Annotated in this window: 25 protein-coding genes and 1 pseudogene; 17 read left to right on the top strand and 9 right to left on the bottom strand. The window is 32.2% G+C overall.

The genetic code is table 11. The features are described 5' to 3' along the window. Positions 1-11 precede the first annotated feature (11 nt). Positions 12-1,376: a saccharopine dehydrogenase family protein gene (locus RH82_RS17045; protein ID WP_034062619.1), complete on the bottom strand. Its 1,365-nt coding sequence runs from the start codon at positions 1,374-1,376 to the stop codon at positions 12-14. Between the two features lie 100 nt (positions 1,377-1,476). Here RH82_RS17045 and RH82_RS17040 point away from each other — a divergent pair, with 100 nt between their 5' ends. Further along, positions 1,477-1,866 (top strand): DUF423 domain-containing protein, encoded by a 390-nt coding sequence (locus RH82_RS17040; RefSeq protein ID WP_034062618.1) that lies wholly within the window; start codon positions 1,477-1,479, stop codon positions 1,864-1,866. A gap of 64 nt (positions 1,867-1,930) precedes the next feature. After that, positions 1,931-3,547 carry a phosphoenolpyruvate carboxykinase (ATP) gene (gene pckA / locus RH82_RS17035; RefSeq protein ID WP_034062617.1) on the top strand — a complete coding sequence of 539 codons (1,617 nt, stop codon included), beginning with the start codon at positions 1,931-1,933 and terminating at the stop codon, positions 3,545-3,547. 73 nt (positions 3,548-3,620) lie between these two features. Here pckA and RH82_RS17030 read toward each other — a convergent pair whose 3' ends face one another. Both RH82_RS17030 and RH82_RS17025 read right to left on the bottom strand, forming a co-directional pair. Then, complete coding sequence (locus RH82_RS17030; protein WP_034062615.1) at positions 3,621-4,367, bottom strand: uroporphyrinogen-III synthase; 747 nt, start codon at positions 4,365-4,367, stop codon at positions 3,621-3,623. Between the two features lie 24 nt (positions 4,368-4,391). Beyond that, a complete protein-coding gene (locus RH82_RS17025; RefSeq protein WP_034062613.1) occupies positions 4,392-5,039 on the bottom strand; it encodes a DUF4271 domain-containing protein in 648 nt (215 codons plus the stop codon). 108 nt (positions 5,040-5,147) lie between these two features. Between RH82_RS17025 and RH82_RS17020 the strand changes: the two genes are divergently transcribed. The 3 genes from RH82_RS17020 to RH82_RS17010 all read left to right on the top strand — a co-directional run bounded on the left by RH82_RS17020 (position 5,148) and on the right by RH82_RS17010 (position 7,795). Next, on the top strand, positions 5,148-5,870 hold the full coding sequence (locus RH82_RS17020; protein ID WP_034062610.1) for a polyprenol monophosphomannose synthase: 723 nt from the start codon (positions 5,148-5,150) through the stop codon (positions 5,868-5,870). Positions 5,871-5,874: 4 nt separating this feature from the next. Further along, entirely contained in the window at positions 5,875-7,221 is a 1,347-nt protein-coding gene (locus RH82_RS17015; protein ID WP_034062609.1) for a dihydroorotase, read from the top strand. An 88-nt stretch (positions 7,222-7,309) separates the two neighbouring features. Further along, on the top strand, positions 7,310-7,795 hold the full coding sequence (locus tag RH82_RS17010; protein WP_052158409.1) for a DUF4296 domain-containing protein: 486 nt from the start codon (positions 7,310-7,312) through the stop codon (positions 7,793-7,795). Here RH82_RS17010 and RH82_RS17005 read toward each other — a convergent pair. Continuing rightward, the gene (locus tag RH82_RS17005) at positions 7,792-8,799 is read right to left on the bottom strand and encodes an NAD-dependent epimerase/dehydratase family protein (protein WP_034062608.1); all 1,008 of its coding nucleotides are present in this window, start codon (positions 8,797-8,799) and stop codon (positions 7,792-7,794) included. The two genes, RH82_RS17010 and RH82_RS17005, sit on opposite strands and share 4 nt — an antisense overlap. Positions 8,800-8,887: 88 nt before the next feature. Between RH82_RS17005 and tyrS the strand changes: the two genes are divergently transcribed. Beyond that, positions 8,888-10,186, top strand: a complete 1,299-nt coding sequence (gene tyrS / locus RH82_RS17000) for a tyrosine--tRNA ligase (protein ID WP_034062606.1) — start codon at positions 8,888-8,890, stop codon at positions 10,184-10,186. Positions 10,187-10,409: 223 nt separating this feature from the next. On the opposite strand, the gene RH82_RS16995 is transcribed toward tyrS, so the two are convergent. The 3 genes from RH82_RS16995 to RH82_RS16985 all read right to left on the bottom strand — a co-directional run bounded on the left by RH82_RS16995 (position 10,410) and on the right by RH82_RS16985 (position 13,769). Continuing rightward, positions 10,410-10,853 carry a YHS domain-containing (seleno)protein gene (locus tag RH82_RS16995; protein ID WP_034062628.1) on the bottom strand — a complete coding sequence of 148 codons (444 nt, stop codon included), beginning with the start codon at positions 10,851-10,853 and terminating at the stop codon, positions 10,410-10,412. Between the two features lie 49 nt (positions 10,854-10,902). Further along, a complete protein-coding gene (locus tag RH82_RS16990) occupies positions 10,903-11,883 on the bottom strand; it encodes a LuxE/PaaK family acyltransferase (protein ID WP_034062605.1) in 981 nt (326 codons plus the stop codon). 74 nt (positions 11,884-11,957) lie between these two features. Then, on the bottom strand, positions 11,958-13,769 hold the full coding sequence (locus RH82_RS16985; protein WP_034062603.1) for a T9SS type A sorting domain-containing protein: 1,812 nt from the start codon (positions 13,767-13,769) through the stop codon (positions 11,958-11,960). A 236-nt stretch (positions 13,770-14,005) separates the two neighbouring features. Between RH82_RS16985 and RH82_RS16980 the strand changes: the two genes are divergently transcribed. Further along, a complete protein-coding gene (locus RH82_RS16980; protein WP_034062602.1) occupies positions 14,006-14,689 on the top strand; it encodes a response regulator transcription factor in 684 nt (227 codons plus the stop codon). Between the two features lie 4 nt (positions 14,690-14,693). Then, on the top strand, positions 14,694-15,731 hold the full coding sequence (locus RH82_RS16975) for a sensor histidine kinase (protein ID WP_034062600.1): 1,038 nt from the start codon (positions 14,694-14,696) through the stop codon (positions 15,729-15,731). Here the strand turns inward: RH82_RS16975 and RH82_RS16970 are convergent. Continuing rightward, positions 15,714-16,763, bottom strand: coding sequence for a glycosyltransferase (locus RH82_RS16970; RefSeq protein ID WP_034062598.1), 1,050 nt, complete (start codon positions 16,761-16,763; stop codon positions 15,714-15,716). The two genes, RH82_RS16975 and RH82_RS16970, sit on opposite strands and share 18 nt — an antisense overlap. A gap of 334 nt (positions 16,764-17,097) precedes the next feature. Between RH82_RS16970 and trmB the strand changes: the two genes are divergently transcribed. The 9 genes from trmB to RH82_RS16925 all read left to right on the top strand — a co-directional run bounded on the left by trmB (position 17,098) and on the right by RH82_RS16925 (position 23,267). Next, entirely contained in the window at positions 17,098-17,772 is a 675-nt protein-coding gene (trmB, locus tag RH82_RS16965; RefSeq protein ID WP_034062597.1) for a tRNA (guanosine(46)-N7)-methyltransferase TrmB, read from the top strand. Between the two features lie 3 nt (positions 17,773-17,775). Next, entirely contained in the window at positions 17,776-18,405 is a 630-nt protein-coding gene (locus tag RH82_RS16960) for a LysE family transporter (protein ID WP_034062596.1), read from the top strand. 592 nt (positions 18,406-18,997) lie between these two features. Next, positions 18,998-19,327, top strand: a complete 330-nt coding sequence (locus tag RH82_RS16955; protein WP_034062593.1) for an MGMT family protein — start codon at positions 18,998-19,000, stop codon at positions 19,325-19,327. Between the two features lie 164 nt (positions 19,328-19,491). Beyond that, positions 19,492-20,628, top strand: coding sequence for an Mrp/NBP35 family ATP-binding protein (locus RH82_RS16950; RefSeq protein ID WP_034062591.1), 1,137 nt, complete (start codon positions 19,492-19,494; stop codon positions 20,626-20,628). Positions 20,629-20,679: 51 nt separating this feature from the next. Then, positions 20,680-20,922: a NifU family protein gene (locus RH82_RS16945; protein ID WP_034062590.1), complete on the top strand. Its 243-nt coding sequence runs from the start codon at positions 20,680-20,682 to the stop codon at positions 20,920-20,922. A 181-nt stretch (positions 20,923-21,103) separates the two neighbouring features. Next, positions 21,104-22,165 carry an NAD(P)/FAD-dependent oxidoreductase gene (locus RH82_RS16940; RefSeq protein WP_034062589.1) on the top strand — a complete coding sequence of 354 codons (1,062 nt, stop codon included), beginning with the start codon at positions 21,104-21,106 and terminating at the stop codon, positions 22,163-22,165. A gap of 44 nt (positions 22,166-22,209) precedes the next feature. Then, positions 22,210-22,542: a 2Fe-2S iron-sulfur cluster-binding protein gene (locus tag RH82_RS16935; protein WP_034062588.1), complete on the top strand. Its 333-nt coding sequence runs from the start codon at positions 22,210-22,212 to the stop codon at positions 22,540-22,542. Between the two features lie 33 nt (positions 22,543-22,575). Next, the gene (locus tag RH82_RS16930) at positions 22,576-23,028 is read left to right on the top strand and encodes a hypothetical protein (protein ID WP_034062587.1); all 453 of its coding nucleotides are present in this window, start codon (positions 22,576-22,578) and stop codon (positions 23,026-23,028) included. Between the two features lie 20 nt (positions 23,029-23,048). After that, complete coding sequence (locus RH82_RS16925; protein ID WP_034062584.1) at positions 23,049-23,267, top strand: hypothetical protein; 219 nt, start codon at positions 23,049-23,051, stop codon at positions 23,265-23,267. A gap of 7 nt (positions 23,268-23,274) precedes the next feature. Here RH82_RS16925 and RH82_RS16920 read toward each other — a convergent pair. Continuing rightward, positions 23,275-24,190, bottom strand: a pseudogene (locus tag RH82_RS16920) (serine/threonine protein phosphatase). Positions 24,191-24,290: the final 100 nt, after the last annotated feature.

Here is a 24,290-nt window from a genome sequence, read left to right as displayed (position 1 = left end):
AATGCCCAAAATTATACGTTTAAAGGATTATAACCTAAGTAAGGTACTTTTTTCTCTTTAAAAACGATACCATAGTCTTCTAGCTCTTCTAAAAGAGGTAAATAAACCTCTTTATTTATTGGTCTTAATACGCCCGGAGTTGTTATTTTTTTATTTAGAATTGCCATTGCAGCCATGGCAACAGGTAAGCCTACTGTTTTAGCCATTGCTGTATACGTCTGGTCTTCGCCTAAAGTTACCATTGTGGCATCTATTTGGTGCTTTTTACCATTTAATTCGTAGCCAAACTTATGGTACATTACAATCATATCTTTATCTGTTGGGTCTAATGTCCAGCTATCCAATAGTATTTTTTGTAAAATTTGGGCTGGTGTTGCTTTTTCAAGCGTTACCATTTTTGTTGGACTAAAAATATCTAACTCTTCAAACTTATCCCAAACCACATCGTCCTGGTCAATTTTAAGCGCGTGTCTAAATTTTATCTCTACAGAATCTGTGGGGCTATATGGTAAAAATGAATTCACAAAATCGCGGTAACTCATATGCTCACTTTCGTCTATAGTGTAGCTATCGTCTGTTAAACCAAGTGCAGCAAAAACATTCCAAGCACGACTAAAACCAACCCGTCTTATGGTTCCACGATACAATGTTTTAACATTGTCAAGACCATAAATGTCTTGATATTTTAAGGAGTCTCTATTGGCATAAGCCTCGAAACGACCAAAACCATCGACTTCTAAAAACTCTGTTCGTCTAAATAATCGGTTGTAAGGAATGTATTTATAAGTGCCTTCTTGTAAAAACTTTGCAGCACTACCTTGACCTGCAAGCACTACATTTCTTGGGTTCCAAGTAAATTTATAATTCCATAGGTTATTATCACTTTCTGGAGCTACTAAACCGCCTGTAAAAGATTCGAATAAAATTAGTTTTCCACCTTCAGCTTCAATTCTGTCTATTACTTGCATAGCACTCATGTGGTCTATTCCTGGATCGACACCAATCTCATTCATAAACACCAAGCCTTTCTTTTTTGCTTCTGCGTCTAAGGCTTGCATTTCGTCGCTTACGTAAGAAGCCGTTATCATGTTTTTATTATAGGTAATACAGTCTTTTGCAACTTCAATATGAAAGCGTGCTGGCAACATAGATATTACAATATCTGCTGCTTTTACAGCGTCTTCTCTTGATTTTTTATTAAAGACGTCTAATGTTATAGCAGTTGCGCTTTTATGATTGTTTGTTAGCTTAGATGCATTTACTACGTTTAAATCACCAACAGTAATGTGAAGGTTTTCAGTTTCAGATTTGTCTAAAAGATATTTTATTAAATAGGATGCAGATTTTCCCGAACCAATAACTAAAATGTTTCTCATAATGGAATTTGTTGTACGAATTTAAATTGGTATTGCTTAATTTTGTTTCGACGAATGTACTAAAATGCAAACGTTATTTAAACTCAAACTATAAAATAATATGAACAAAAAAATCTTAATATTAGGTGCGGTTTTTGGTCTCTTGGCTGTAATAATTGGAGCATTTGCTGCTCATGGATTAAAGCCTGAAATTTCTCTTGAGGCATTACAGACTTTTGAAACTGGAGTTCGCTACCAAATGTATCATGCTTTTTTACTGTTATTTGTTGGTACTACGACGATTGTTGCGGGTAAAACTAAAAAAATACTTTTTTACTTAGTACTCCTTGGTGTACTGTTCTTTTCGGGATCTATTTATGCTTTAGCAACCAATAGTCTAACGGGTTTCGATTTTAAAGCGATTGGTTTTATTACACCTTTAGGTGGATTGTTACTAGTTTTGGCATGGTTGGTATTGTTAATAAACTTTGTAAAAAGCAGTAAGAATTAACGCTTATTTATATCAAAATCTTATAATAATGTGTAATTTTGCATCCTAAACAACAATCTAAATTATGGTAAACCATACAAAATCTACGAAAACGATTTCGTTAGAAAAATACGGTATTAAGAATGCTAATGTTCAATACCAATTATCTCCTCAAGAATTACAAGAGACTACGATCGAGAAAGGTCAAGGTGTAAAATCCTCTTCTGGTGCTTTAGCTGTTAACACAGGTGAGTTTACTGGCCGTTCTCCAATGGATCGTTTTATAGTAAAAGACGATATTACAGAAGATCGTGTTTGGTGGGGAAATATTAATATTCCTTTCGATCCAGATAAATTTGATAAACTTTATGATAAGGTTGTAGATTATTTGTCTGAAAAAGAAGTTTTTGTTAGAGATAGTTATGCTTGTGCAGACGAAGATTATAAATTGAATATTCGTGTAATTAACGAGCATCCGTGGAGTAATATGTTTGCTTACAATATGTTTTTACGTCCAACTGAAGCCGAGTTAGAGAACTTCTCGCCAGAATGGACTATTGTAAATGCACCTGGATTTATGGCGGATGCCAAAGAAGACGGTACAAGACAGCATAATTTTGCTATTTTAAATTTCGAAAAAAAGATAGCCTTAATTGGTGGAACTGGATATACTGGTGAAATTAAAAAAGGTATATTTTCTGCTTTAAATTTTATACTTCCAGTATTTAAAAATACGTTACCTATGCACTGTAGTGCAAATGTTGGTAAAGATGACGATACTGCAATTTTCTTTGGACTTTCGGGAACAGGAAAAACAACGCTATCTACAGATCCAAATAGAAGTTTAATTGGAGATGATGAGCATGGTTGGACTGCTGAAAATACCGTTTTTAATTTTGAAGGTGGATGTTATGCTAAAGTCATTAACCTGTCTCAAGAACAAGAGCCAGAAATTTATGCTGCCATTAAAGAAGGTGCTATTCTGGAAAATGTAAAAATGAATGCTAAGGGAGATGTAGACTTTGAAGATACTTCTATTACTCAAAATACAAGAGTTAGTTATCCAATAGATCATATTGAAAACATAAAAACACCCTCAATTGGAAAGAATCCTAAAAACATTTTCTTTTTAACTGCAGATGCATTTGGTGTTTTACCTCCAATATCTAAATTAACACCTGCACAAGCAGCTTACCATTTTATATCTGGTTATACTGCAAAAGTAGCTGGAACAGAAGCTGGAGTTAAAGAGCCACAACCTTCTTTTTCTGCTTGTTTTGGAGCGCCTTTTATGCCATTACACCCAACAAAATATGCTGAGATGCTAAGTAAAAAAATGTTGGATGCTAATGTAAATGTATGGTTAGTAAATACAGGATGGTCTGGTGGAGCTTATGGTGTTGGCAAACGTATGAAGTTAAAATATACACGTGCTATGATTAGTGCTGTTTTAAATGGAGATTTAGGATTGTATAATTACAATGATTACCATATAAACTCTGTGTTTGGTGTGGCACAACCTAGAAGTTGTCCAGGTGTTCCAACCGAAGTGTTGAGCCCAAGATCAACATGGAAAGATGATAAAGCATACTATGATACGGCATTCAAACTAGCGAATGCCTTTAGAGAGAACTTTGAACAGTTTGAAGATAACGCTAGCGAATCAATAAGACGTGGTGGACCACAACGCTATGCTTACTAAATATAATTAGTAACACGGCATAAAAAAGGCTTCTCAATTGAGAAGCCTTTTTTATATATAAAAATAAAACTTATTATTTTTTGTTTGCAATTGTAATGTATTTCTTCAAAGCCATTGTCATTGAAGGTGTTTCTGGTGTCGGAGCAGAAATATCTACTCTTAGTCCTTTTGCTTCTACAGCTTTTATAGTTGTATTTCCAAATACAGCAATTCTAGTATCTTTTTGTTGAAAATCTGGAAAGTTCTTAAATAACGAGTCTATACCACTTGGGCTAAAGAATACTAATATATCATAAGTTACGTTTTCTAAATCAGATAAATCACTAATTACAGTTTTATAAAAAACAGCTTCTTTCCAGTTTACACCTAAAGCATTTAATACTTCAGGAACTTCTGCTTTTAGTTTATCTGTTGCAGGTAATAAAAAGGCTTCTTCTTTATATTTTTTAATTAATGGAGAGAGTTCTGTAAATGTACGTTTACCAACATATATTTTACGTTTTCTATACACTACATATTTTTGTAAGTAATAGGCGACAGCTTCAGATTGACAGAAATATTTCATACTATCTGGCACTTTAAAACGCATTTCTTCAGCTACTCTAAAAAAGTGGTCTACAGCATTTCTACTTGTTAATATTATTGCAGTAAATTTACTAAGATCAATTTTTTGTTGTCTAATTTCTTTTGATGGCACACCTTCTACGTGAATAAAAGGACGAAAATCTATTTTAACTTTCTGTCTTTCTGACAAATCGAAATATGGCGAATTTTCAATTTTAGGTTCTGGTTGCGATACTAAAATGGTTTTCACTTTCATTTTCTAACAGCTTTTTTTAGGACCTTATTGTAGCGTATATAACTTGTATAAAACTAGATAAGGTGTAATTTCAAGTGCGCAAAGATACAAAATAAAATAAAGCCAATTCTTTTTTAGGGTTTTAAGATTGTCTTTTATAAAGATTAAAATACCATAGACATTAATTAATATTAAAAGTACTACAAAAACAGAAGCGCTAATTTGTGCAGGGTGCCAAGAGTACATTAAAATAGCATTTATTGGAATTAATAATAAGCCTAAGAAATTCTTATAACTCACTTTTCGGAAAATGTAGTTGTCGATTATAGAGTCTATATTAAGAATTGTACTCACTAAACGCTCTACTAATAATTTTACAAGCATTAATATACCAATACCAAAGGCTAGTTTCGCTGGCGTTAAGTATTCTGTTTCTGGTAAATTTATATTTAGGTTAAAGCATAATAATATAAAAACAGACAAACCTATAATAAGGTTAGTAAGCAGCAGGCCTTCAAATACATCAAAAAATTTATGTTCTCTTGAATACACTTTTAAATATCTAAAGTTTATTAATAACATTAGAAAATCTTGAAATCGCTTAGGAAACAAAAGTTTAGCGATTGCAACAAGAACAAGACAAATTATTAGTAAAATTGTATAAAGTTCGGTTGAAATGGCTTCTCTTAGCATGCTGTAAAATTATTATAAAATTCTTAAGAATAAGCATCATTTATTAAGAAATTTTTATAAAAAACTAATTACCAAATATGTACATTTGCGTTAAATTAAATGCTATTAATGCAAGACGCTGTTGTAATTATACCAACTTATAATGAAATTGAAAACATAGAGGCTATTATAGAAGCTGTGTTTAGTCAAGAAAAGGCGTTTCATATTCTAGTGGTAGACGACAATTCTCCAGATGGTACGGCAGATAAAGTTAAAGAACTTCAGCAAAAGTATCCTGAGTCTTTATTTTTATCCGTTAGACATCAAAAATCGGGTTTAGGTACTGCCTATATCCATGGTTTTAAATGGTGTTTGGAAAGAGATTATCAATACGTTTTTGAAATGGATGCCGATTTCTCTCACAATCCCAAAGACCTAATAAAACTTTATAATGCTTGCCATGAGAATGGTGCAGCATTAAGTATTGGTTCACGTTATGTGAAAGGAGTAAATGTTGTTAATTGGCCGTTAAGCCGAATTATATTATCTTACGGAGCATCAATTTATGTGCGTATTATTACAGGAATGCGCATAAAAGATACTACTGCAGGTTTTATTTGTTATCAAAGAAGTGTTCTAGAAAGTATTCATTTTGATGATATTAAATTTATAGGTTATGCCTTTCAAATTGAAATGAAATTTAAAGCCTACCTAAAGAAATTTAAAATTGTAGAAGTACCTGTGATTTTTACAGATAGAACTAAAGGGGAATCTAAATTAAGCTCAAGTATTATTTCTGAAGCTATATTTGGAGTTATCTCAATGAAATTTAAAAGTTTATTCAATACATAAAATAATGAGCAATAAAACAACACTTATTAAAAATGCCAAGATTGTAAATGAGGGCACTATTTTTAATGGAGACATATTAATTGAAGGTGAGTTTATTACCAAAATTGATACTTCTATAAGTGCAAAATCTTCAGATGTAAATGTATTTGATGCTGAAGGGAAGTATGTTATACCTGGAATGATAGATGATCAAGTACACTTTAGAGAGCCAGGCTTAACACATAAAGCTAATATAGAAACGGAGTCTCGTGCAGCAATTGCTGGCGGTATTACTTCGTTTATAGAAATGCCAAACACCAATCCGCAAACCACAACCATAGAAAAGTTAAACGATAAGTTTGCTATAGCAAAAGAAACAGCTTATGCTAATTACTCTTTTATGTTTGGAGGAACTAACGATAATCTAGACGAAATTTTAAAAGTAGATCCTAAACAAGTTGCAGGATTAAAATTATTTTTAGGATCTTCTACAGGAAATATGTTGGTTGATAATCCAGAGGTTTTAGAAAAAATATTTTCTAGTACAGACCTATTAATTTCTGTTCATTGTGAAGATGAAGAAACAATTAGAGCTAATACAGAAGTTTATAAAGCCCGTTATGGAGAGGATATACCTATGAATTTTCATCCCATAATTAGAAGTGAAGCCGCTTGTTATTTATCATCCTCTAAAGCTATTGAACTGGCTAAAAAAACTGGAGCACGATTACATGTATTTCATTTGTCAACAGGTAAAGAAACAAAGTTATTTAGTAATAAAATTCCATTGAAGGATAAGAAAATTACTTCCGAAGTTTGTATTCATCATTTATGGTTTAGCGATAAAGATTATGATGAAAAAGGAACATTAATTAAATGGAATCCAGCAGTTAAAACAGAAAAGGATAGAGCCCAATTATTAAAAGCATTGTTAGACGATAGAATAGATGTTATTGCTACAGATCATGCGCCACATACTATTGAAGAGAAAAATAACGTTTATACAAAAGCACCTTCTGGTGGGCCATTAGTACAGCATGCTTTGCCTGCTTTGTTAGAAATGCATCATCGTGGACAAATCTCAATAGAGAAAATTGTAGAAAAAACAGCGCATAATCCTGCTATTTTATTCAACGTCGAAAAACGTGGGTATGTTAAAGAAGGTTATTATGCAGATTTGGTTGTTGTAGATTTAAACAACCCATGGACAGTAAATAAAGATAATATTTTATATAAATGTGGTTGGTCTCCTTTTGAAGGGACAACGTTTAAATCTCGAATTTTACAAACGTATGTAAATGGAGGATTAGCTTATGCAAATTTTAAGATTTATGATACTAAATTTGCAAAACAATTAACTTTCGACAGATAAAACGTTAATGATAAAAGGTTTGTCAAATAACGAAAGGATTAATAGCGAATTGCATGTGACCATAAAAAACCATAAACAACATTAACACATGAAAATAAATCATATTTCATTTTTAGTATTGCTTTTAATTTTTAATTCTTGTTATACCGTTGAAAAACCCAACAGGCCTAACAATCTAATTTCTGAAGATAATATGGTTAATGTCTTAGTAGATATTGCCATTATGTCTTCTGCTAAAGGTGTTAACAAAAGTAAAATAGAGCAAAATGGTATTGTACCAGACGAATATATCTACAAGAAAAATAATATAGACAGTACTCTTTTTGCTGAAAGTAATGCCTATTATGCGTTCGATATTAATAAATACGATGCTATTTACTTGCGTGTAAAAGATAGCTTATCATTACTAAGAGATCAATACAAGGCAATTGATACAAAAGAGAAAAAAGAAAAAGAGGTTAAAGATTCTACAAGACGCGCAAAAATAAATGCTAGTAAACGTGCAAAAATCAACAATAAAGCTAAAGTAATACCTGTAGGTAGAGATGGTTTAGTTCCTTTGAAAAAGAGCTAGTTATCTTTTAAGTAGAGCTTACAAGTCTCTTTTATCTCAGTTTCTAAATTTATATATTCAAAGTCAACATGCGCTTTAATCTTATCTCCATTATATATGGATTTGGACACTAAAGAATCTGCAAGTTGCTTAGTTAATACTCTTCTTTTGCGAGTAACTTTATGCTTTAACCAATCTAATCTCCAGCCAATTTGTAATAACCAATGTTTAGCTTCTTTTTTAGGCGGTTTTACAGCTAAAGCTTCAGCACAAGAAGTCAAGAGTTTTTTATAACTCCAGTTTCGAGACACTAAAATAAAACGTTCGTTTTTTATAGCGCTGTCCATAAGTAGAAGCATGGCCTTAACAACATCATGTACCGCTACACAACCTAAGCTGCCATTAGTATAGTATTTTACTTTGTTATGTGCCGTTTTTATTATTGAACCACTACCATAATTCCAAATACCAGGACCAATAATAACACCAGGGTTTACAATCACAACATCTAAGCCTTCTTGCGAGCCTCTCCAAACTTCTAATTCTGCACCATATTTTGTAATAGCATAAACACTATTATCTGCCTCAGGATTCCATTCCGTATCTTCTGTAGTAATCTCTCCAGGTTTTGGTGCTCCAATAGCTGCAATAGAGCTTATATAGCACAATTTAGTTGTTTTATTAGAAATACAAAGATTAACAATATTTGCAGTACCTTCAATATTGGTTTTTTGTAATACATCGAATTTATCCGGCTCGAAAGAGACAAAAGCTGCACAATGGTAAACATGGGTAACGTCTTTAAAAGCTTCGGTTAGCGCAGGAATATCATTTAAATCTGCTTCAATCCAATCAATAGCATTAAAAAGTGTTTCCGCATCTTTAGTATAATAGGAGAAAATTCGTTTTACTGTATTAAATTTTTTTTCATTTCTATAAATAGCGCGAACGGTTTGCTTTTTATTTAACAATCTAAAAAGTAAATGTGCACCTACAAAACCTGTTCCTCCCGTAACTAAAATCATATACCGAAGGTAATAAATATTCAATATTGTATCTTAATTATATAGCTATTTTTATCTTTGCGAATCAATACACAAAATAAAGTAAAAAATGGCTAATACATTTGTAGAAGAATTACGTTGGAGAGGTATGTTACACACAGAGATGCCAGGAACCGAAGCGCATTTAAATAAAGCCATGCGTAGTGCTTATGTAGGTTTCGATCCTACGGCAGATTCTCTTCATATTGGAAACCTAGTACCAATTATGTTATTAGCACACTACCAACGCTGTGGCCACAAGCCAGTAGCTTTAGTTGGAGGTGCAACAGGAATGATTGGTGATCCTTCTGGGAAATCTAGCGAACGTAATTTACTAAATGAAGAAACCTTGAGATACAATCAAGAAGCGATTAAAAAGCAATTATCGCATTTTTTAGATTTTGAAAGCAACGAAAAAAATGCTGCAGTTTTAGTAAATAACTACGACTGGATGAAAAATTTCTCATTCTTAGAATTTATTCGTGATGTAGGTAAGCACATAACGGTAAATTATATGATGGCTAAAGATTCTGTAAAAAACAGGATTTCTTCAGAATCGGCTTCAGATGGAATGAGTTTTACAGAGTTTACGTACCAAATGGTTCAAGGTTACGATTTTTTGCACTTGTATAAAGCATTAGATTGCACCTTACAAATGGGAGGAAGCGACCAATGGGGAAATATAACTACTGGAACAGAGCTTATTCGTAGAATAGATCAAGGAAAAGGGTACGCGATAACGTGTCCATTAATTACTAAAAGTGATGGTTCTAAATTTGGAAAAAGTGAAGGTGGTAATGTGTGGTTAGATGCTAACCGAACTTCACCTTACAAATTTTACCAATATTGGTTAAACTCTAGTGACGAAGACGCTGAGAAATATATTAAGATTTTTACTTTCTTAACAGAAGACCAGATAAAAGCAATAATTGCAGAACATACAGAAGCACCACATTTAAGAGTATTACAAAAACGTTTGGCTAAAGAAATTACTACGATGGTACATTCTGAGGAAGATTTTTTAAATGCTGAAAAAGCCTCTGGTATTTTATTTAGCAAATCCTTTAATGAAGATATACGTACACTTAACGAAAAACTGTTTTTAGATGTTTTTGAAGGCGTGCCACAAGCCGAAATTTCTAAAGTAGATTTAGCCGAAGGTTTGGATATGATTGCTGCTTTAGCAGATAAAACAAACTTTCTTAAAAGTAATAGCGAAGCTAGAAGAGCGCTTAAAGAAAATGCGGTATCTGTAAATAAAGATAAAGTAAACCAAGACTATAAAATTACTACTAAAGATTTAATAAACGATAAATACGTTGTCCTAAATAAAGGAAAGAAGAATACTTATATTTTGAAGGTCGTTTAAAACCTCTAATCTTAAGATTTAGACTTCATAGGTTTTAGAGACTTGTGAAGTCTTTTTTTTTATTATAACAGGATTCTAAAGTATATTTAGGATGAGTTTTATCAATTGTTTGTTCAAACAATGTTTAGCTAAAAAAAAAAGAAGCCCGATTGCAAAGCTGCAAACGGGCGTCTAAAAATTAGCTAACCAACTAAAACTAATTTTTCTTTCTCATAATTATAAATTACTCTTTTTTACTTATTGTTTTCCAACTTTGGTCGGCTTTTTTTATTAAAGCTTGCACATCTTTTTCTAGCCATAATTCTAGAGTATTTGTTCCCCAAGAATTATAGAATAAATAGAGTTTTTCATTTCTAATTTCGAACGTTTCTGGATCTATTGATACTTTCTTTCCTTTCTCGGCAACGGCATAAGCACAGTAGCCTCCATATTGCGGAATGTATTGTTTAGGGTTTGCAATAAACGTGTCTAAGTGCGCTTGAGATACAAACTTAAATTTTGCGTCATCGTAAATTGTTGTGAAGTCTTTATGTCCTACTTCAGCTTTATTCTCAAAATAGGAAACCACATCATAGCCTTCAGCCACAAAATTTTTTTTTGTATTGTAATCTGTTTGTGCTTGGGTTGTAAAAAGTCCTAAGAAAAAAAAGTAAACTATATATTTCATATCCATTCTGTCGTTATGGATATGCAAAAATTACTAGGTTTGTTTGAAATTATAAAACCATAAGGTTGCAACCTCTAATATCGCTAGTATCAAAGCGTCCAATAATTTCAAAAGAGCCATCGCTTTTTACACGACCTAAATCTTGTGTAGCAATAAAAGAACAGGAATTAATATTCGCCAAATCGATAACATTTATACCTCCTGTTTTTTCTCTTTTTTGTATCGTTAACGCATCTTCAGTGTCACGCGTAAGAATACGCATCCATTTTGGGCATTTAAAGTCACCGTTGCCTTTAGAGTAGGCTTGGCTCAATAACTCTGTCATGCCATATTCGCTGTGTATGGCTTCCACTCCAAAACCGTGTTTTAAAATAGCATGAAGCTCTTCTCTAATCAATTCTTTACGCCTGCCTTTCATACCACCAGTTTCCATTATAATGGTATTGTTGAGGTTAAAGGAATAGCTTTCCACTAAGTCTAATAATGCAAAAGAAACACCAATGAGTAGTACTTTTTTGCCTTCAGCATCTAAGCGTTTTAAAGTTCTGCTTAATTCTGAAAGCGTATCTAAATAAAAGCCGCTTTCTGGATGATTAGAATCTTTAATCAAGCTATCGACCATATAGATAAGAGACGAGCCTTCGCGCTCTAGATAGCTTGGTAACAATGCAAGTACAATATAGTCTTTAATGTTTCCGTAGAAAGTATTAAAACCGTTGTTAAAACAACTCTCATAGATAGAAAGATCGGTTATGTGATGTTTACTCTTTACACTACCTGTTGTGCCACTACTAGAAAATGTTTTTTTTATACCTTCGGAAGAACTAACAACTTGATGTGATTTAAAAAATTGAATTGGTAAAAACGGAATGTCTTCAACTTTAGTGATGTCACTTGGATTTTTATATAATAAATCGCAAAACGAACGATAGACCGTATTGTTTTCAAACTGAAACTTGAAAACTTGCAAGGCTAAATTGCTAAATTCAGCTTCGGTTTTAATATTGAATATTTGGTTTTGGTCTATCATTTAAAATGAAACAAAAATAAACAAAAAGAGCGTTACCAAGGGTAACGCTCTTTTAAAATATAGTTAAATAAAACTTACTTGATTACTAATTTCTTAGTAGTAATAGCTCCATTTTGGTTTAATTTTAAAATGTAAACACCAGTGTTTAAATTAGAAACATCTAAACGGTTGTTGTTTATAGTTTGAGATATTACTTGCTTTCCTAAAATATCGAATACAGTTACGTTAATAGCTTCGTTAGAAGTTGTAGTAATGTTTACAAATCCATTACTTGCAGGATTTGGATATATTGAGAAACTTGTGTTTTCAAAAGTATCTACAGAAAGTGTGTTAGCATTTATTGTTCCTGGAGTACCAAAATCGCCAGTTCCAAGGTCTGTAATTGCATTTGCCCAGTTAGCACCATTGTCGTTATCAGTTGCGTTTAAGTTCATTGTAGATAATTCCATAGCTGCTCCAGCAGTATCAGGGAATGCGCCATCAGTATAGGCAACAGCATCAATTGTTGTCGCTCCACAAACTAAATTAATTTCATCTGCACCATTAGATAATGCGTAAGAAGAATATTCATAATCAACTGGAATACCTCCATTAGCCATCATGTCAGCGTTTATACCTAAAACAGCATAACCCATTGCTGGAACAACTAAAGAAGCTCCAATAGTGTGTGAGTTACTACCATCGTCAGATATTATCCAACCAATCATATCTATAGGAGTAGCTGTAGTATTATATACTTCAAAATATTCTCCATCACCATCACCAACAGCACTTGGGTTTTTCATTATTTCTGTAACAATTACAGCACCAACACCAGGACAAGTAGCTGCCGGCACACAAGTAGGATTATTAATATTTATTGAAAAGTTACAACTGCTATTTAATACATCACCAATGATATCTACTGTATATCCAGTATCATCACCGTAACCCGTAATAGTAATAGTACCCGTAGCATCAACAGAAGGATTATTGCCACCAGAAACATCCACATTTCCTGTTCCACCAGTAGTGTTAATTACGTAAGTTGATGTACCACCACCTGTAAAATCTATTGTTGTTGTGTAAGCATCTACACCTAGTGTTTCTGCATCACAAGTAGATGTAATTGTACCAATTTGTAAGCCACAAGGAAATTCTACTGAAAACATAATAGTTTCAGAATCTAAAACAGTAGAAGAAGCATCAACAAGCTCAACTAAAGCAGAGTAAGATTCACCATCAAGAGTAGGAACACTAAATGGGCTTGATACATCTAAACTAGTAGTACCACCATTAACAGTTATATTAACCTGATCACCTGCATTTGTATTAGCAGTTGCAAAAGTAACATCTACATTAGTAGTTCCAGAAGCATATACTTGATTGTTTGATGGTGTTGAAACCGAAAGAGATGGTGTTGCAGTTCCTGTGAATCCTGTCCAAGTAATATCATCTATTGTAACTTGTCCGTCACTATTATTAACACTAGTTAATTTTATAACTACGTCTCCTGGTTGGTTTACTGTAATAGTTCCAGAATTTTGAATTGTATTGTCAGTAGAAACTACTGTGCCAACTACAATATCATTTACAAGAATATTTAGGTTTACATCAGTACCAAATGCTCTTTGGTAGTTAAAGCTTATTGTGCCAATTCCACCAGATATAGTGCCTGAATATAGCTCTGCTTGAGGCGTTCTGTTTCTACCTAACATTATTGATTTACCTGTAATACTTTGGTCACCTCTTGATTGAACAAAAGTCCAAGATGCATTATCTCCGGTAAAAGTACCATCTGTATAAGAGCTTCCTGTTTCTGTAAAACCATCAAATGATTCAGTTCCTTGTCCGAAGGAAACTGCAGAAATTAATAATGTTAATAATAAAAAGTAAATTTTTTTCATAATAGTTTGTTTTTATTTAGACTACAAATATAAGAATTAAGAACACTTTTTACACTTTTTTTTACATTTTCAGGCTATTATTTAACGATATAATAACATTTAAAAAAATAATGAGGATTTATAGGCTGAATTATTAGCGTTCAGGACTTTAATATTAACTTATTGTTAATATTTTTAGTTTAATATTATGTAATGCGATTAACCTTATCTTTACTCAGTAAAATGTATGCTTAGAAATGAATAAAAAAGATATTAAAATACTACTAGTAGACGATGAGCCAGACATTCTAGAAATAGTAGGTTACAATTTATCGCAGGAAGGCTACCAAGTTTTGAAAGCAAGCAATGGAGCAGAAGGAGTTATAATGGCTAAAGCCGAAAAGCCTCAACTTATAGTATTAGATGTAATGATGCCAGAAATGGATGGTATTGAAGCTTGCGAACAAATAAGAAAACTCCCAGAATTAAAAAACACTATCATTACTTTCCTTACTGCAAGAGGTGAAGATTATTCTCAAGTTGCTGGTTTCGATGCTGGTGCAGACGATTATATTACCAAACCAATTAAGCCAAAAGTATTAGTTAGCAAGGTAAAAGCATTGTTAAGACGTTTAAAAACTGATGAAACAAGTATGCCAATTGTAAAAGTTGGAGATATTGTAATAAATAGAGAAGAATATAAAATATCTATTAAAGGTGAAGAGGTTATTTTGCCCAAGAAAGAATTCGAATTACTCTCTTTATTAGCCTCTAAACCAGGGAAAGTATTTAAAAGAGAGGATATTCTTGATAAAGTTTGGGGAAGTCAAGTCATAGTAGGAGATAGAACAATAGATGTACACATTAGAAAGCTTAGAGAGAAAATAGGAGGAGACTCTTTTAAAACCGTTAAAGGAGTTGGCTACAAGTTTGTAGAGTAAATCTATGGAAATACAAAAGACTTATAAATTTGCCTTAAAAACGGCACTATACATAACTATAGTATTTACACTTGTAATAAGCGTTTTTTTATATGCCTTTTACGAAGTGAAATGGCAAATGGTGTTTTTGTTCTCTGCTGTATGTTATATTTTGGTATTTGTTATTTTTCACTATCGAGTAAAGCATTTTATATATTATCGCGTTAAACAAATTTACGAAGAGCTTAGACTTTTAGAATCTTCAACCGATAGAAAAAATAGAATTACTACAGATATGGCGACATTAACGGAAGAAATAGACAAGTTTGCCAGAGATAAAAAAATAGAGATTGAAACGTTAAAAATTAGAGAAGAATATCGGAAAGAATTTTTGGGAAACGTATCTCATGAGTTAAAAACACCATTATTTACAGTTCAAGGCTATATAGAAACGTTAATTGATGGTGCTGCAAACGATAAAAAAATACGAGAGAAATATTTAGATCGTGCAAATAAAGGTGTAGAAAGGTTAATCTATATTGTTAAAGATTTAGATATGATTACTAAGCTAGAAGTTGGAGATGTACGTATTGAAATCGAAACGTTTAATATTATAGAACTTATTAAAAGTGTTTTCGATTTGTTTGAAATGAAAGCCACTAAAACCAATATCACATTAACTTTCGATAGACACTACTCTGAACCTATTTTTGTAAAAGCTGATAAAGAAAAAATACAGCAAGTCCTTACTAATTTGGTAGTAAATTCTATTAAATATGGTAGAGACAAAGGAACAACTGAAATTGGTGTTGAAAACCTTATAAAAAATAAAGTTATTATTCGTGTTACAGATAATGGAGAAGGTATTGAGAAAGAAAATATCCCAAGATTATTTGAGCGTTTCTATCGCGTAGATAAAAGTGGTTCTAGAAAAGAAGGCGGTTCTGGTTTAGGCTTAGCCATTGTAAAGCATATTATTGAAGCACACGACGAGAAAATTTATATAGAAAGCGAATTTGGTGTTGGTAGTGAATTCTCTTTTACTTTAGAAAAGGCTGAATAATTTCTCAAGATTTGGAATACTGTATTCTAAATCCAAACCATTATAAGTGTCTGTTTTTTTTAATTCATTTATATTAAAAGCCTTCTGATTGCAAGAAGATACCAGTTTCAAGTTATTAAACCGATTTGCCAAATACTCTTGTTCAAATTGTCCTGGAGTTGGAATAAAAATAGCTTTCTTGCCTAATTTTGCTAAATCCATAACAGTGGTGTAACCAGAACGACAGACAATTAGCTTACTACTATTTAAAGCCTTTTCTAAACCTTGAGAAGTCATAAAATTGCAGACCGTAAAATTTCCAGTTATATTTTTAGTTTCTTTAGCTTCAATTATTCCTTTTACAAACAAAACAGAGCCTTTAAAGTAATGTAATTCTTTTATTAATTTATACTCTAACAGAGAACGCTGAGGTTCTGGACCAGAAAGTAAAACCATGAGGTCGTATTTGCTTTCAACTTCAGTTTTATTTAACCTGCTTAAAGGTCCTAAATACTTAATGTTTAATTTTGTTTTTTCTGAAATATGCCCAAGTTTACCACTTAAATTAGGTTCGTTTTTAAAATCGGGAACCCAAATTTCATTAAAATTTTTAAGTTGAATTTTATTTATTTTCGAGCTTAAAAAGCTAGTGTTTCCGCTTAAAACGTTTAGTTGGTGTGTAATAATTACTGAAGGAACCTTTTTGCTATAAACACCAAACCTATTGTCAGAGATTATTCCATCAATTTTATAATCATTAATAATACTATTTGTAATTTTTCTTTCGGCTTTAATCGTTTTTAAAATGTGAGGTAATTGCCTTAAAAGCTTTAATTTTAAGTGATTTCCCTTTTTTTGATACTGAATATTAAGCGCAGGTAATGTGATAGATTTTAATTCAGGAAATTCTTTTTGTAGTATTTGTAAAGCCTCACCATCACTGGCTATTATAGGTGTGAAATCGCAATCTAAGAGCCAATTAATTATAGGAACACATCTTGTAGCATGGCCAATTCCCCAATTTAATGGAGCTACGAGGATATTTTTTTTCATATGTCTTTTTTGTTTTTTATTAAGGACATATGCTGTTTGCCATTGGTCTTCTTTCTAATAAAATATTTAGATATGCTCGTGTCATAGATAAATAACAAAGATAATCATTATTGCACTCTCGTATATTTTCTTAATTAAAAAAGAACATCTCTAAGCTCTGCCTTGAGGTATCTGTTGTAATTCCTAATTCCCCTAAAAACGGAAATCTAAAAATATATAATTTATATTTTTACGCAGTAGATATAATTAAACGAAGTAATACTTTTATTGCTATATTTTGTGGATAGTTGCTTTCAAAAATTTTTCTATTTTTACCAAAAATTAATTGACAGTTGTGGGAAGTAAAAATAAGCTTAAAAGATTTAACGAAAATGATACGTTCGAGAACGTGTATCAGCCTAAACGAGAAGACTTAGTTGGTGTTGATTACGAAATGAAGGGCCATTGGAACGCAAAACATTTTAAAAATAATAATCCATTAATTTTAGAGTTAGGCTGTGGAAAAGGAGAGTATTCTGTAAATCTTGCTAAAAAATATCCAAACAAAAATTTTATTGGTATCGATATAAAGGGAGCTCGTTTTTGGAGAGGCGCAAAAACTGGTATCGAAGAAAATATTCCCAATGTTGCATTTCTAAGAACTCAAATTGAACTTATAGATCATGCCTTTGCCGAAAATGAAGTTGATGAAATCTGGATTACTTTTCCAGATCCTCAAATAAAATACAAGCGAACAAAGCATAGAATGACAAATTCTGAATTCTTAAAACGCTATAAAAAAGTATTGAAACCAGAAGGTGTTATGAACCTAAAAACCGATAGTGAATTTATGCATGGTTATACGCTTGGTTTGCTGCACGGTGGAGGACACGAGGTTTTATATGCAAACCACAATGTCTATAAACAAGAAGGAAGTCCAGAAGAAGTTACAGGCATTCAAACACACTACGAAAGCATCTACTTGGAACAAAACAAACCAATTACGTATATTAGATTCAAAATTAAATAATAATTGGAAATAACACTAACATTTGGAATTGCTTTAATAGTGGCTTTGGTAGGCGTTATTCCTCCTGGTTTGCTAAACATGACAGCGGCCAAGATTAGTATTAAAGAAGGCCATACTAGAGGCTTGGTCTTTTCTATTGGCGTTTGTGTAATCGTTGTTTTACAAACTTTAATAGCCTTGGTTTTTGCAAAGTATTTAAACAACCATCCAGATGTTGTCTCTATTTTAAAACGTGTTGCTTTTGTAATCTTTGTCTTAATTACCGTTTATTATCTTGTAATTGCTAAAAAAACAGATAATACCGATGTAGAATATAATGTTAAAAGCAAAAAAAGCCGCTTTTTTCAAGGCTTACTATTATCGGCTTTAAATGTCTTTCCAATTCCTTATCAAGCGTATATGGCGATTACTTTTACGTCATTTGAATGGGTTCATTTAGATCCAATAGGAATTACAACTTATGTTGCTGGTGCTACTACTGGAACTTTTGTAATGCTTTATATTTATGTTTTCTTTTTTGAAAAACTAATTAGTAAAAAGATTAAATCTCAAATGGGAATGAACTTTACTATTGGTATTATTACTGGAATAATCTCAATAATTACTATGATCAATATTATTAAAGAATTGTAATCTTCTTATTAATTACAAAATAATAGAAGCGGCATTATAACTATTCCTAAGGACTTCTTTTAAGTCTTAAAATACTATTTATAAAGAATGCACCATTTGACCTTTAAAAAATAATATTAACGACCAAATGAACCATTCTTCGATACTTATTTTGAATCTCTGAAATACTCTTTATAAAGAATGCACCATTTGACCTTCAAAAAACAATATTAACGACCAAATGAACCATTCTTCAATACTTATTTTGAATCTCTGAAGTACTATTTATAAAGAATGCACCATTTGACCTTCAAAAAACAATATTAACGACCAAATGAACCATTCTTCAATACTTATTTTGAATCTCTGAAATACTATTTATAAAGAATGCACCATTTGACCTTCAAAAAACAATATTAACGACCAAATGAACCATTCTTCGATACTTAATTTGAACCTCTGATGTACTATTTATAAAGAATGCACCATTTGACCTTTAAAAAACAATATTAACGACCAAATGAACCATTCTTCGATACTTATTTTGAATCTCTGAAATACTATTTATAAAGAATGCACCATTTGATCTTCAAAAAACAATATTAACGACCAAATGAAACCTGAAACACTCAATTTTTTCGAAAAAGTTTATGAAGTCGCAAAGCTAATTCCTTATGGGAAAGTAACCAGCTATGGCGCAATTGGTAATTATCTTGGAGCACCAAGAAGTGCAAGAATGGTTGGTTATGCTATGAATGGTTCCCATAATAAAGATGTTCCAGCGCATCGCGTAGTAAACAGAAAAGGCTTACTTACTGGTAAGCATCATTTTGATGGTACTAATCTAATGCAACAATTGTTAGAGAATGAAGGTGTTGTTGTAATAGAAAACCAAATTCAGGATTTAGAAACTGTGTATTGGGATCCTTCAAAAGAGCTATAAGATTTATAGATAACATCATATTAAATTCTTCAAACTAACCTCTTTATTCTTCAATCTTTATATAGTATATTTGCATTTAGAATCAGTCTGAATAAGATGCTGTTTCAAAAGAATTTTAGAAAGAGATATGTAAGTATTTCTTCTTTAAATTATGCTTAATAACTATGAAAATTACAAAACAAGATATATTAGCCGCGCTTAAAACCATAACAGTTCCTGGAGAAGGACAAGATATGGTAGAAAGTGGTGCTGTTAAAAACGTAGTCACTTTTGCTGATGATGTAATAGTAGATATTACTATTTCTAATCCAGCTTTACAAGCACGTAAAAAAACAGAATCAGAAATAATTAAAGCTATTCATGAACAGGTTTCCGGAAAAGCACAAGTTAAAGTAAACATAAAAGTAGATGCACCAGTAAAACCGGCTACAAACGAAATAAAAGGAAAATCTATTCCTGGGATTCAAAATATTGTAGCTATAGCATCCGGAAAAGGAGGAGTCGGTAAATCTACAGTTACAGCAAATTTAGCTGTAACTCTAGCGAAAATGGGATTTAAAGTTGGTATTTTAGATGCCGATATTTATGGACCATCTATGCCAATTATGTTTGATGTAGAAACCGAAAGACCATTATCTGTAACTGTCGACGGGAAGTCTAAAATGAAACCTGTAGAAAATTACGGTGTAAAAATATTATCAATTGGTTTCTTTACACAACCAGATCAAGCTGTAGTTTGGAGAGGGCCAATGGCTTCAAAAGCGCTAAATCAAATGATTTTCGATGCTGCTTGGGGAGCATTAGATTTCTTACTATTAGATTTACCACCTGGAACAGGAGATATTCATTTAAGTATTATGCAATCGCTTCCAATTACAGGAGCTGTTGTTGTTAGTACACCACAAAATGTAGCTTTGGCAGATGCTAAAAAAGGTGTTTCGATGTTTCAACAAGAAAGTATTAATGTTCCTGTTTTAGGAATCATTGAAAACATGGCGTATTTCACTCCTGAAGAATTACCAAACAATAAATATTATATCTTCGGAAAAGAAGGAGCGAAGCATTTGGCTCAAGATTTAAACGTTCCGCTTTTAGGCGAATTACCTTTGGTACAAAGTATTAGAGAAGCAGGAGATGTTGGTAGACCTGCAGCTTTGCAAGCAGGAACACCATTAGAAAAAGCGTTTCAGACTATTACTCAAAACGTAGTGCAGGAAGTGGTTAATAGAAATGAAAATTTACCAGAAACCGAAGCAATAAAAATTACAACAATGGCTGGTTGTTCAGCTGTTAATAAATAAATTATCTTTTTCTCTTTCCTTTGGAAAGGGCTAGGGATAGAAAAAGTGACTATGAGCGGAGAAGAACTAAGATTAAATGTAGAGAAAGCACTTGACGAAATTCGTCCGTTTTTACAAAGCGATGGTGGAGATATTTCATTGTTGTCAATTGAGGATGAAAAGATAGTAAAAGTGCAATTGGAAGGTGCTTGCGTAGGTTGCAGTGTAAACCAAATGACGTTGAAATCTGGTGTTGAAATGACTATTAAAAAATTCGCGCCTCAGATAGAAAAGGTTATTAATGTTGAAGCTTAATCTCTGCCGAGGCAGGGATTTATAAAGCAATCTATAAGTTTCTAAAACAGTGACAATTGTCACATAATAAATCAAATGGTTTTTAGAAATTTGTAAACTAGAATGAAGTTAAAACACCTGTTTTTTTACAGGTTCAAAATAATAGGCAGAATCTAAAAATTCCTGTCTTCGTAGTATAAATATGATTAAAACAGATATCCTAATTATTGGAGCTGGTCCAACAGGACTATTTACAGTTTTTGAAGCGGGTTTATTAAAACTAAAATGCCATTTAATTGATGCTTTACCTCAAGCGGGTGGACAATGCTCTGAGCTTTATCCAAAAAAGCCTATTTATGATATACCAGCCTATCCAGAAATTTTAGCAGGAGATTTAACCTATAAATTACTCGAGCAATGTAAGCAATTCGAACCTGGATTTACTTTAGGAGAACGTGCCGAAACTATCGATAAACAAGAGGATGGTAGCTTTGTTGTTACAACTAATAAAGGAACAAAACACCAAGCTCCAGTTGTTGCAATTGCAGGTGGATTAGGGAGTTTTGAGCCTAGAAAACCTTTAATTCATAATATTACAGACTTTGAAGACAAAGGTGTGGAATACATGATTAAAGAGCCAGAGTTTTACAGAAATAAAAAAGTGATTATTGCTGGTGGTGGAGATTCTGCATTAGATTGGAGTATTTTTTTAAGTGATATCGCTAGCGAAGTCACTTTAATTCATAGACGTAAAGAGTTTCGCGGACACCTAGATTCGGTAGAGAAAGTTCAGGAGTTAAAAAATCAAGGTAAAATAAACTTAGTTACTCCAGCAGAAATTACTGGAATTTTAGGTCAGGATAAAGTATCTGGTGTTGTTGTAAAACAAGCAGATAAAATAGAGAAAGAATTTGAGTTAGAATGCGATCACTTTATTCCGTTATTTGGTTTATCACCAAAACTAGGACCCATAGCTAATTGGGGACTAGAGATTGAGAAAAATGCGATTAAAGTAGATAATAGCTTAGATTACCAAACTAATATCCCTGGCATTTATGCCATTGGAGATGTAAACACTTATCCTGGGAAATTAAAACTGATTTTGTGTGGTTTTCACGAGGCAACGCTAATGTGTCAATCTGCTTACCAAATTATTAATCCAGGAAAACGCTATGTATTAAAGTATACAACAGTATCTGGAGTAAATGGTTTTGATGGCACAAGAAAAGAAGCACCAAAAGCGGTTGTTAAAAAAATTGAATAAAAAAGCATCAAATTTGATGACTATAAAACAATTATAATAAACATTTGGAAGCAGATATAAACATAAAAATAACAGACAGAAATGGGGTAACACATGTAGTGTTAGCACCAACAGATATGGCCATGAACTTAATGGAAGTCGTACGTTCTTACGAGCTGGCTCTGGAAGGTACCATTGGCATTTGTGGAGGCATGGCAATGTGCGCATCTTGTCAATGTTATGTTTTAAGTGAAACTAAGTTGCCAGAAATGCAAGACGACGAAGAAGCGATGCTCTCTGAGGCTTTTAACGTTAAGGACAATTCTCGATTAGGTTGCCAAATACAAATGACTCCAGAAATGGAAGGCTTAGAGGTAATGTTGGCTCCTGAGTCTTAATAAGTATTGTCATTCAAAGCGTAGCGAAGAATCTTGTCAATAATAATAATAATAATACTTTTTTCAAATGAAAATGCTAAATTATTTCTTATCTCAAGTTGTTCAGTAAATAAAAATATTAAGCAGTTTGAATCTACTTTAGGTAAAGAAAATAGTGAAACACTTACTTATTTAGTTAAAGATTTTGAAGATGATTTTCTTCAAAGAGAATATCCTGATTTAAAAACCAAAAAAGCTTATAAAAAGTTCTTAGAAGATATTAAAAATGATAATATCAAATACTGGGGCAAAAAATCTAACACAACAATTGATCGATTTAATAAAAGTAAGTTGCGACTAGAAATGTATTGTACTTCTGATTCAATCTGGAATGCCACAGACGCAAAAGGAGACTCACTAATTAAAGTTAGTATTAAATGTTTACAAGAAGATGAAGTTATGGTTATGGTATTTCAGAATCCTATTCAAGGAGACATTGGGATTTAAGTATAGAATCAATTAATAAAATGAGAGAAGAATGGTTAGATGTAAATCAATTGGGGAAATATTCGAAAGCTTTAGTTTTCATTTCTAATAAATCATTTTTTTTAAACGAGCATATCACAAAAAGAAATTTTTTTGGTGAAATTGATCCTTTTTTTGTAGCTAAAAATATGTTAGAATCAAAAGTTGATTTCGACGATTACTTTATTAAAAGATTGATAATAACTGAAATACTGTATTAAGAAATTTTTAGTTTTCTATCCTATAATCTTCCAAAGCAATTGGACCTTCCAGTAGAACTCTAACAGTCTTTAAATTACCATTTTCACTTGTCGAAATCTGCCATTTTATAAGTGAGATTTCACCATTTTCAATCTCTATACCAGTAATACTTCTTGGGTGAACAAGAACTACCATCGTTAAAAAAATAATGTCTCCAGGTTCTGGAAAACGTGGTCTGTGTGTGGCCAACAACAGGTGTTAAATTATTATTTTCTGTAATCCATTTTTTAATTCGGCGTTCTACTTTAATAAGTTCCTTGTCGTTTTTTGCTGGACTTGTAGGATCTGCAATACCCATAACATTTAGAGGTTTCCAAAGCACACGAACTATAAATCGGCTCCATTTCCAAAAACTATAGTTCCGCCAATCGGCTTGATGACCATCTGTTAAAAACACTTATTGTTCTGTAGCGCATTGTTTTAAAACGATGCTTTCGTGGTATTTAATAGCTTTAAATAGCTTGACATATTTACCTGTTTGAGCATCAAAATAGGTCGATAAATTCTTTTTTACATACTCAGGATTATGGTAAACCATACCGTGGTTTCCCCAAATCATTTGCAGTCTATTATCCTTATGAAAGCGTTTTATAAGCCTATAGACATTTTTATGCGCATTTAATATGGATTCGAAAGCGGTATTATTCCAAAGCTCATTACCATCACCAAGTTCGCAGTAGCTAAAACGGTTATCATAACAATGTTTTATAGCGTGAAAATAGATGTTTCGGTTATTGGCAAAATCGTCTGTAAAACTAGTATCACCACGATGGTAATCGCTAAAAATTATAATTTTGCTATCGTTATCAAAATCTATAATTTTAGCGTCTTTATAAGCGCGAGCTAATTTGTTTTTTAGCTGAAAACATAAAGTAAATGTAATCAATAAAAGGCTTCAGAAAAATAGAAACCTTTTATTAGGCTCTTCCTAAGAGTTTTTTTTAAGGTTTTAGTTTTAAGTAATTTGATATATTATAAAAATG

Source organism: Lacinutrix jangbogonensis, from assembly GCF_000797445.1.
Lineage (GTDB): Bacteria > Bacteroidota > Bacteroidia > Flavobacteriales > Flavobacteriaceae > Lacinutrix > Lacinutrix jangbogonensis.
Note: the sequence above shows the minus strand (reverse complement) of the source record. Positions and strands in the feature narration are given on the sequence as shown.

Excerpts from the sequence above, each read along its gene's own strand:
- RH82_RS17045 (WP_034062619.1), bottom strand. The coding sequence starts at position 1,376 with ATGAGAAACATTTTAGTTATTGGTTCGGGAAAATCTGCATCCTATTTA.
- RH82_RS17040 (WP_034062618.1), top strand. The coding sequence starts at position 1,477 with ATGAACAAAAAAATCTTAATATTAGGTGCGGTTTTTGGTCTCTTGGCT.
- pckA (WP_034062617.1), top strand. The coding sequence starts at position 1,931 with ATGGTAAACCATACAAAATCTACGAAAACGATTTCGTTAGAAAAATAC.
- RH82_RS17030 (WP_034062615.1), bottom strand. The coding sequence starts at position 4,367 with ATGAAAGTGAAAACCATTTTAGTATCGCAACCAGAACCTAAAATTGAA.
- RH82_RS17025 (WP_034062613.1), bottom strand. The coding sequence starts at position 5,039 with ATGCTAAGAGAAGCCATTTCAACCGAACTTTATACAATTTTACTAATA.
- RH82_RS17020 (WP_034062610.1), top strand. The coding sequence starts at position 5,148 with ATGCAAGACGCTGTTGTAATTATACCAACTTATAATGAAATTGAAAAC.
- RH82_RS17015 (WP_034062609.1), top strand. The coding sequence starts at position 5,875 with ATGAGCAATAAAACAACACTTATTAAAAATGCCAAGATTGTAAATGAG.
- RH82_RS17010 (WP_052158409.1), top strand. The coding sequence starts at position 7,310 with ATGAAAATAAATCATATTTCATTTTTAGTATTGCTTTTAATTTTTAAT.
- RH82_RS17005 (WP_034062608.1), bottom strand. The coding sequence starts at position 8,799 with ATGATTTTAGTTACGGGAGGAACAGGTTTTGTAGGTGCACATTTACTT.
- tyrS (WP_034062606.1), top strand. The coding sequence starts at position 8,888 with ATGGCTAATACATTTGTAGAAGAATTACGTTGGAGAGGTATGTTACAC.
- RH82_RS16995 (WP_034062628.1), bottom strand. The coding sequence starts at position 10,853 with ATGAAATATATAGTTTACTTTTTTTTCTTAGGACTTTTTACAACCCAA.
- RH82_RS16990 (WP_034062605.1), bottom strand. The coding sequence starts at position 11,883 with ATGATAGACCAAAACCAAATATTCAATATTAAAACCGAAGCTGAATTT.
- RH82_RS16985 (WP_034062603.1), bottom strand. The coding sequence starts at position 13,769 with ATGAAAAAAATTTACTTTTTATTATTAACATTATTAATTTCTGCAGTT.
- RH82_RS16980 (WP_034062602.1), top strand. The coding sequence starts at position 14,006 with ATGAATAAAAAAGATATTAAAATACTACTAGTAGACGATGAGCCAGAC.
- RH82_RS16975 (WP_034062600.1), top strand. The coding sequence starts at position 14,694 with ATGGAAATACAAAAGACTTATAAATTTGCCTTAAAAACGGCACTATAC.
- RH82_RS16970 (WP_034062598.1), bottom strand. The coding sequence starts at position 16,763 with ATGAAAAAAAATATCCTCGTAGCTCCATTAAATTGGGGAATTGGCCAT.
- RH82_RS16955 (WP_034062593.1), top strand. The coding sequence starts at position 18,998 with ATGAAACCTGAAACACTCAATTTTTTCGAAAAAGTTTATGAAGTCGCA.
- RH82_RS16950 (WP_034062591.1), top strand. The coding sequence starts at position 19,492 with ATGAAAATTACAAAACAAGATATATTAGCCGCGCTTAAAACCATAACA.
- RH82_RS16945 (WP_034062590.1), top strand. The coding sequence starts at position 20,680 with ATGAGCGGAGAAGAACTAAGATTAAATGTAGAGAAAGCACTTGACGAA.
- RH82_RS16940 (WP_034062589.1), top strand. The coding sequence starts at position 21,104 with ATGATTAAAACAGATATCCTAATTATTGGAGCTGGTCCAACAGGACTA.
- RH82_RS16925 (WP_034062584.1), top strand. The coding sequence starts at position 23,049 with ATGAGAGAAGAATGGTTAGATGTAAATCAATTGGGGAAATATTCGAAA.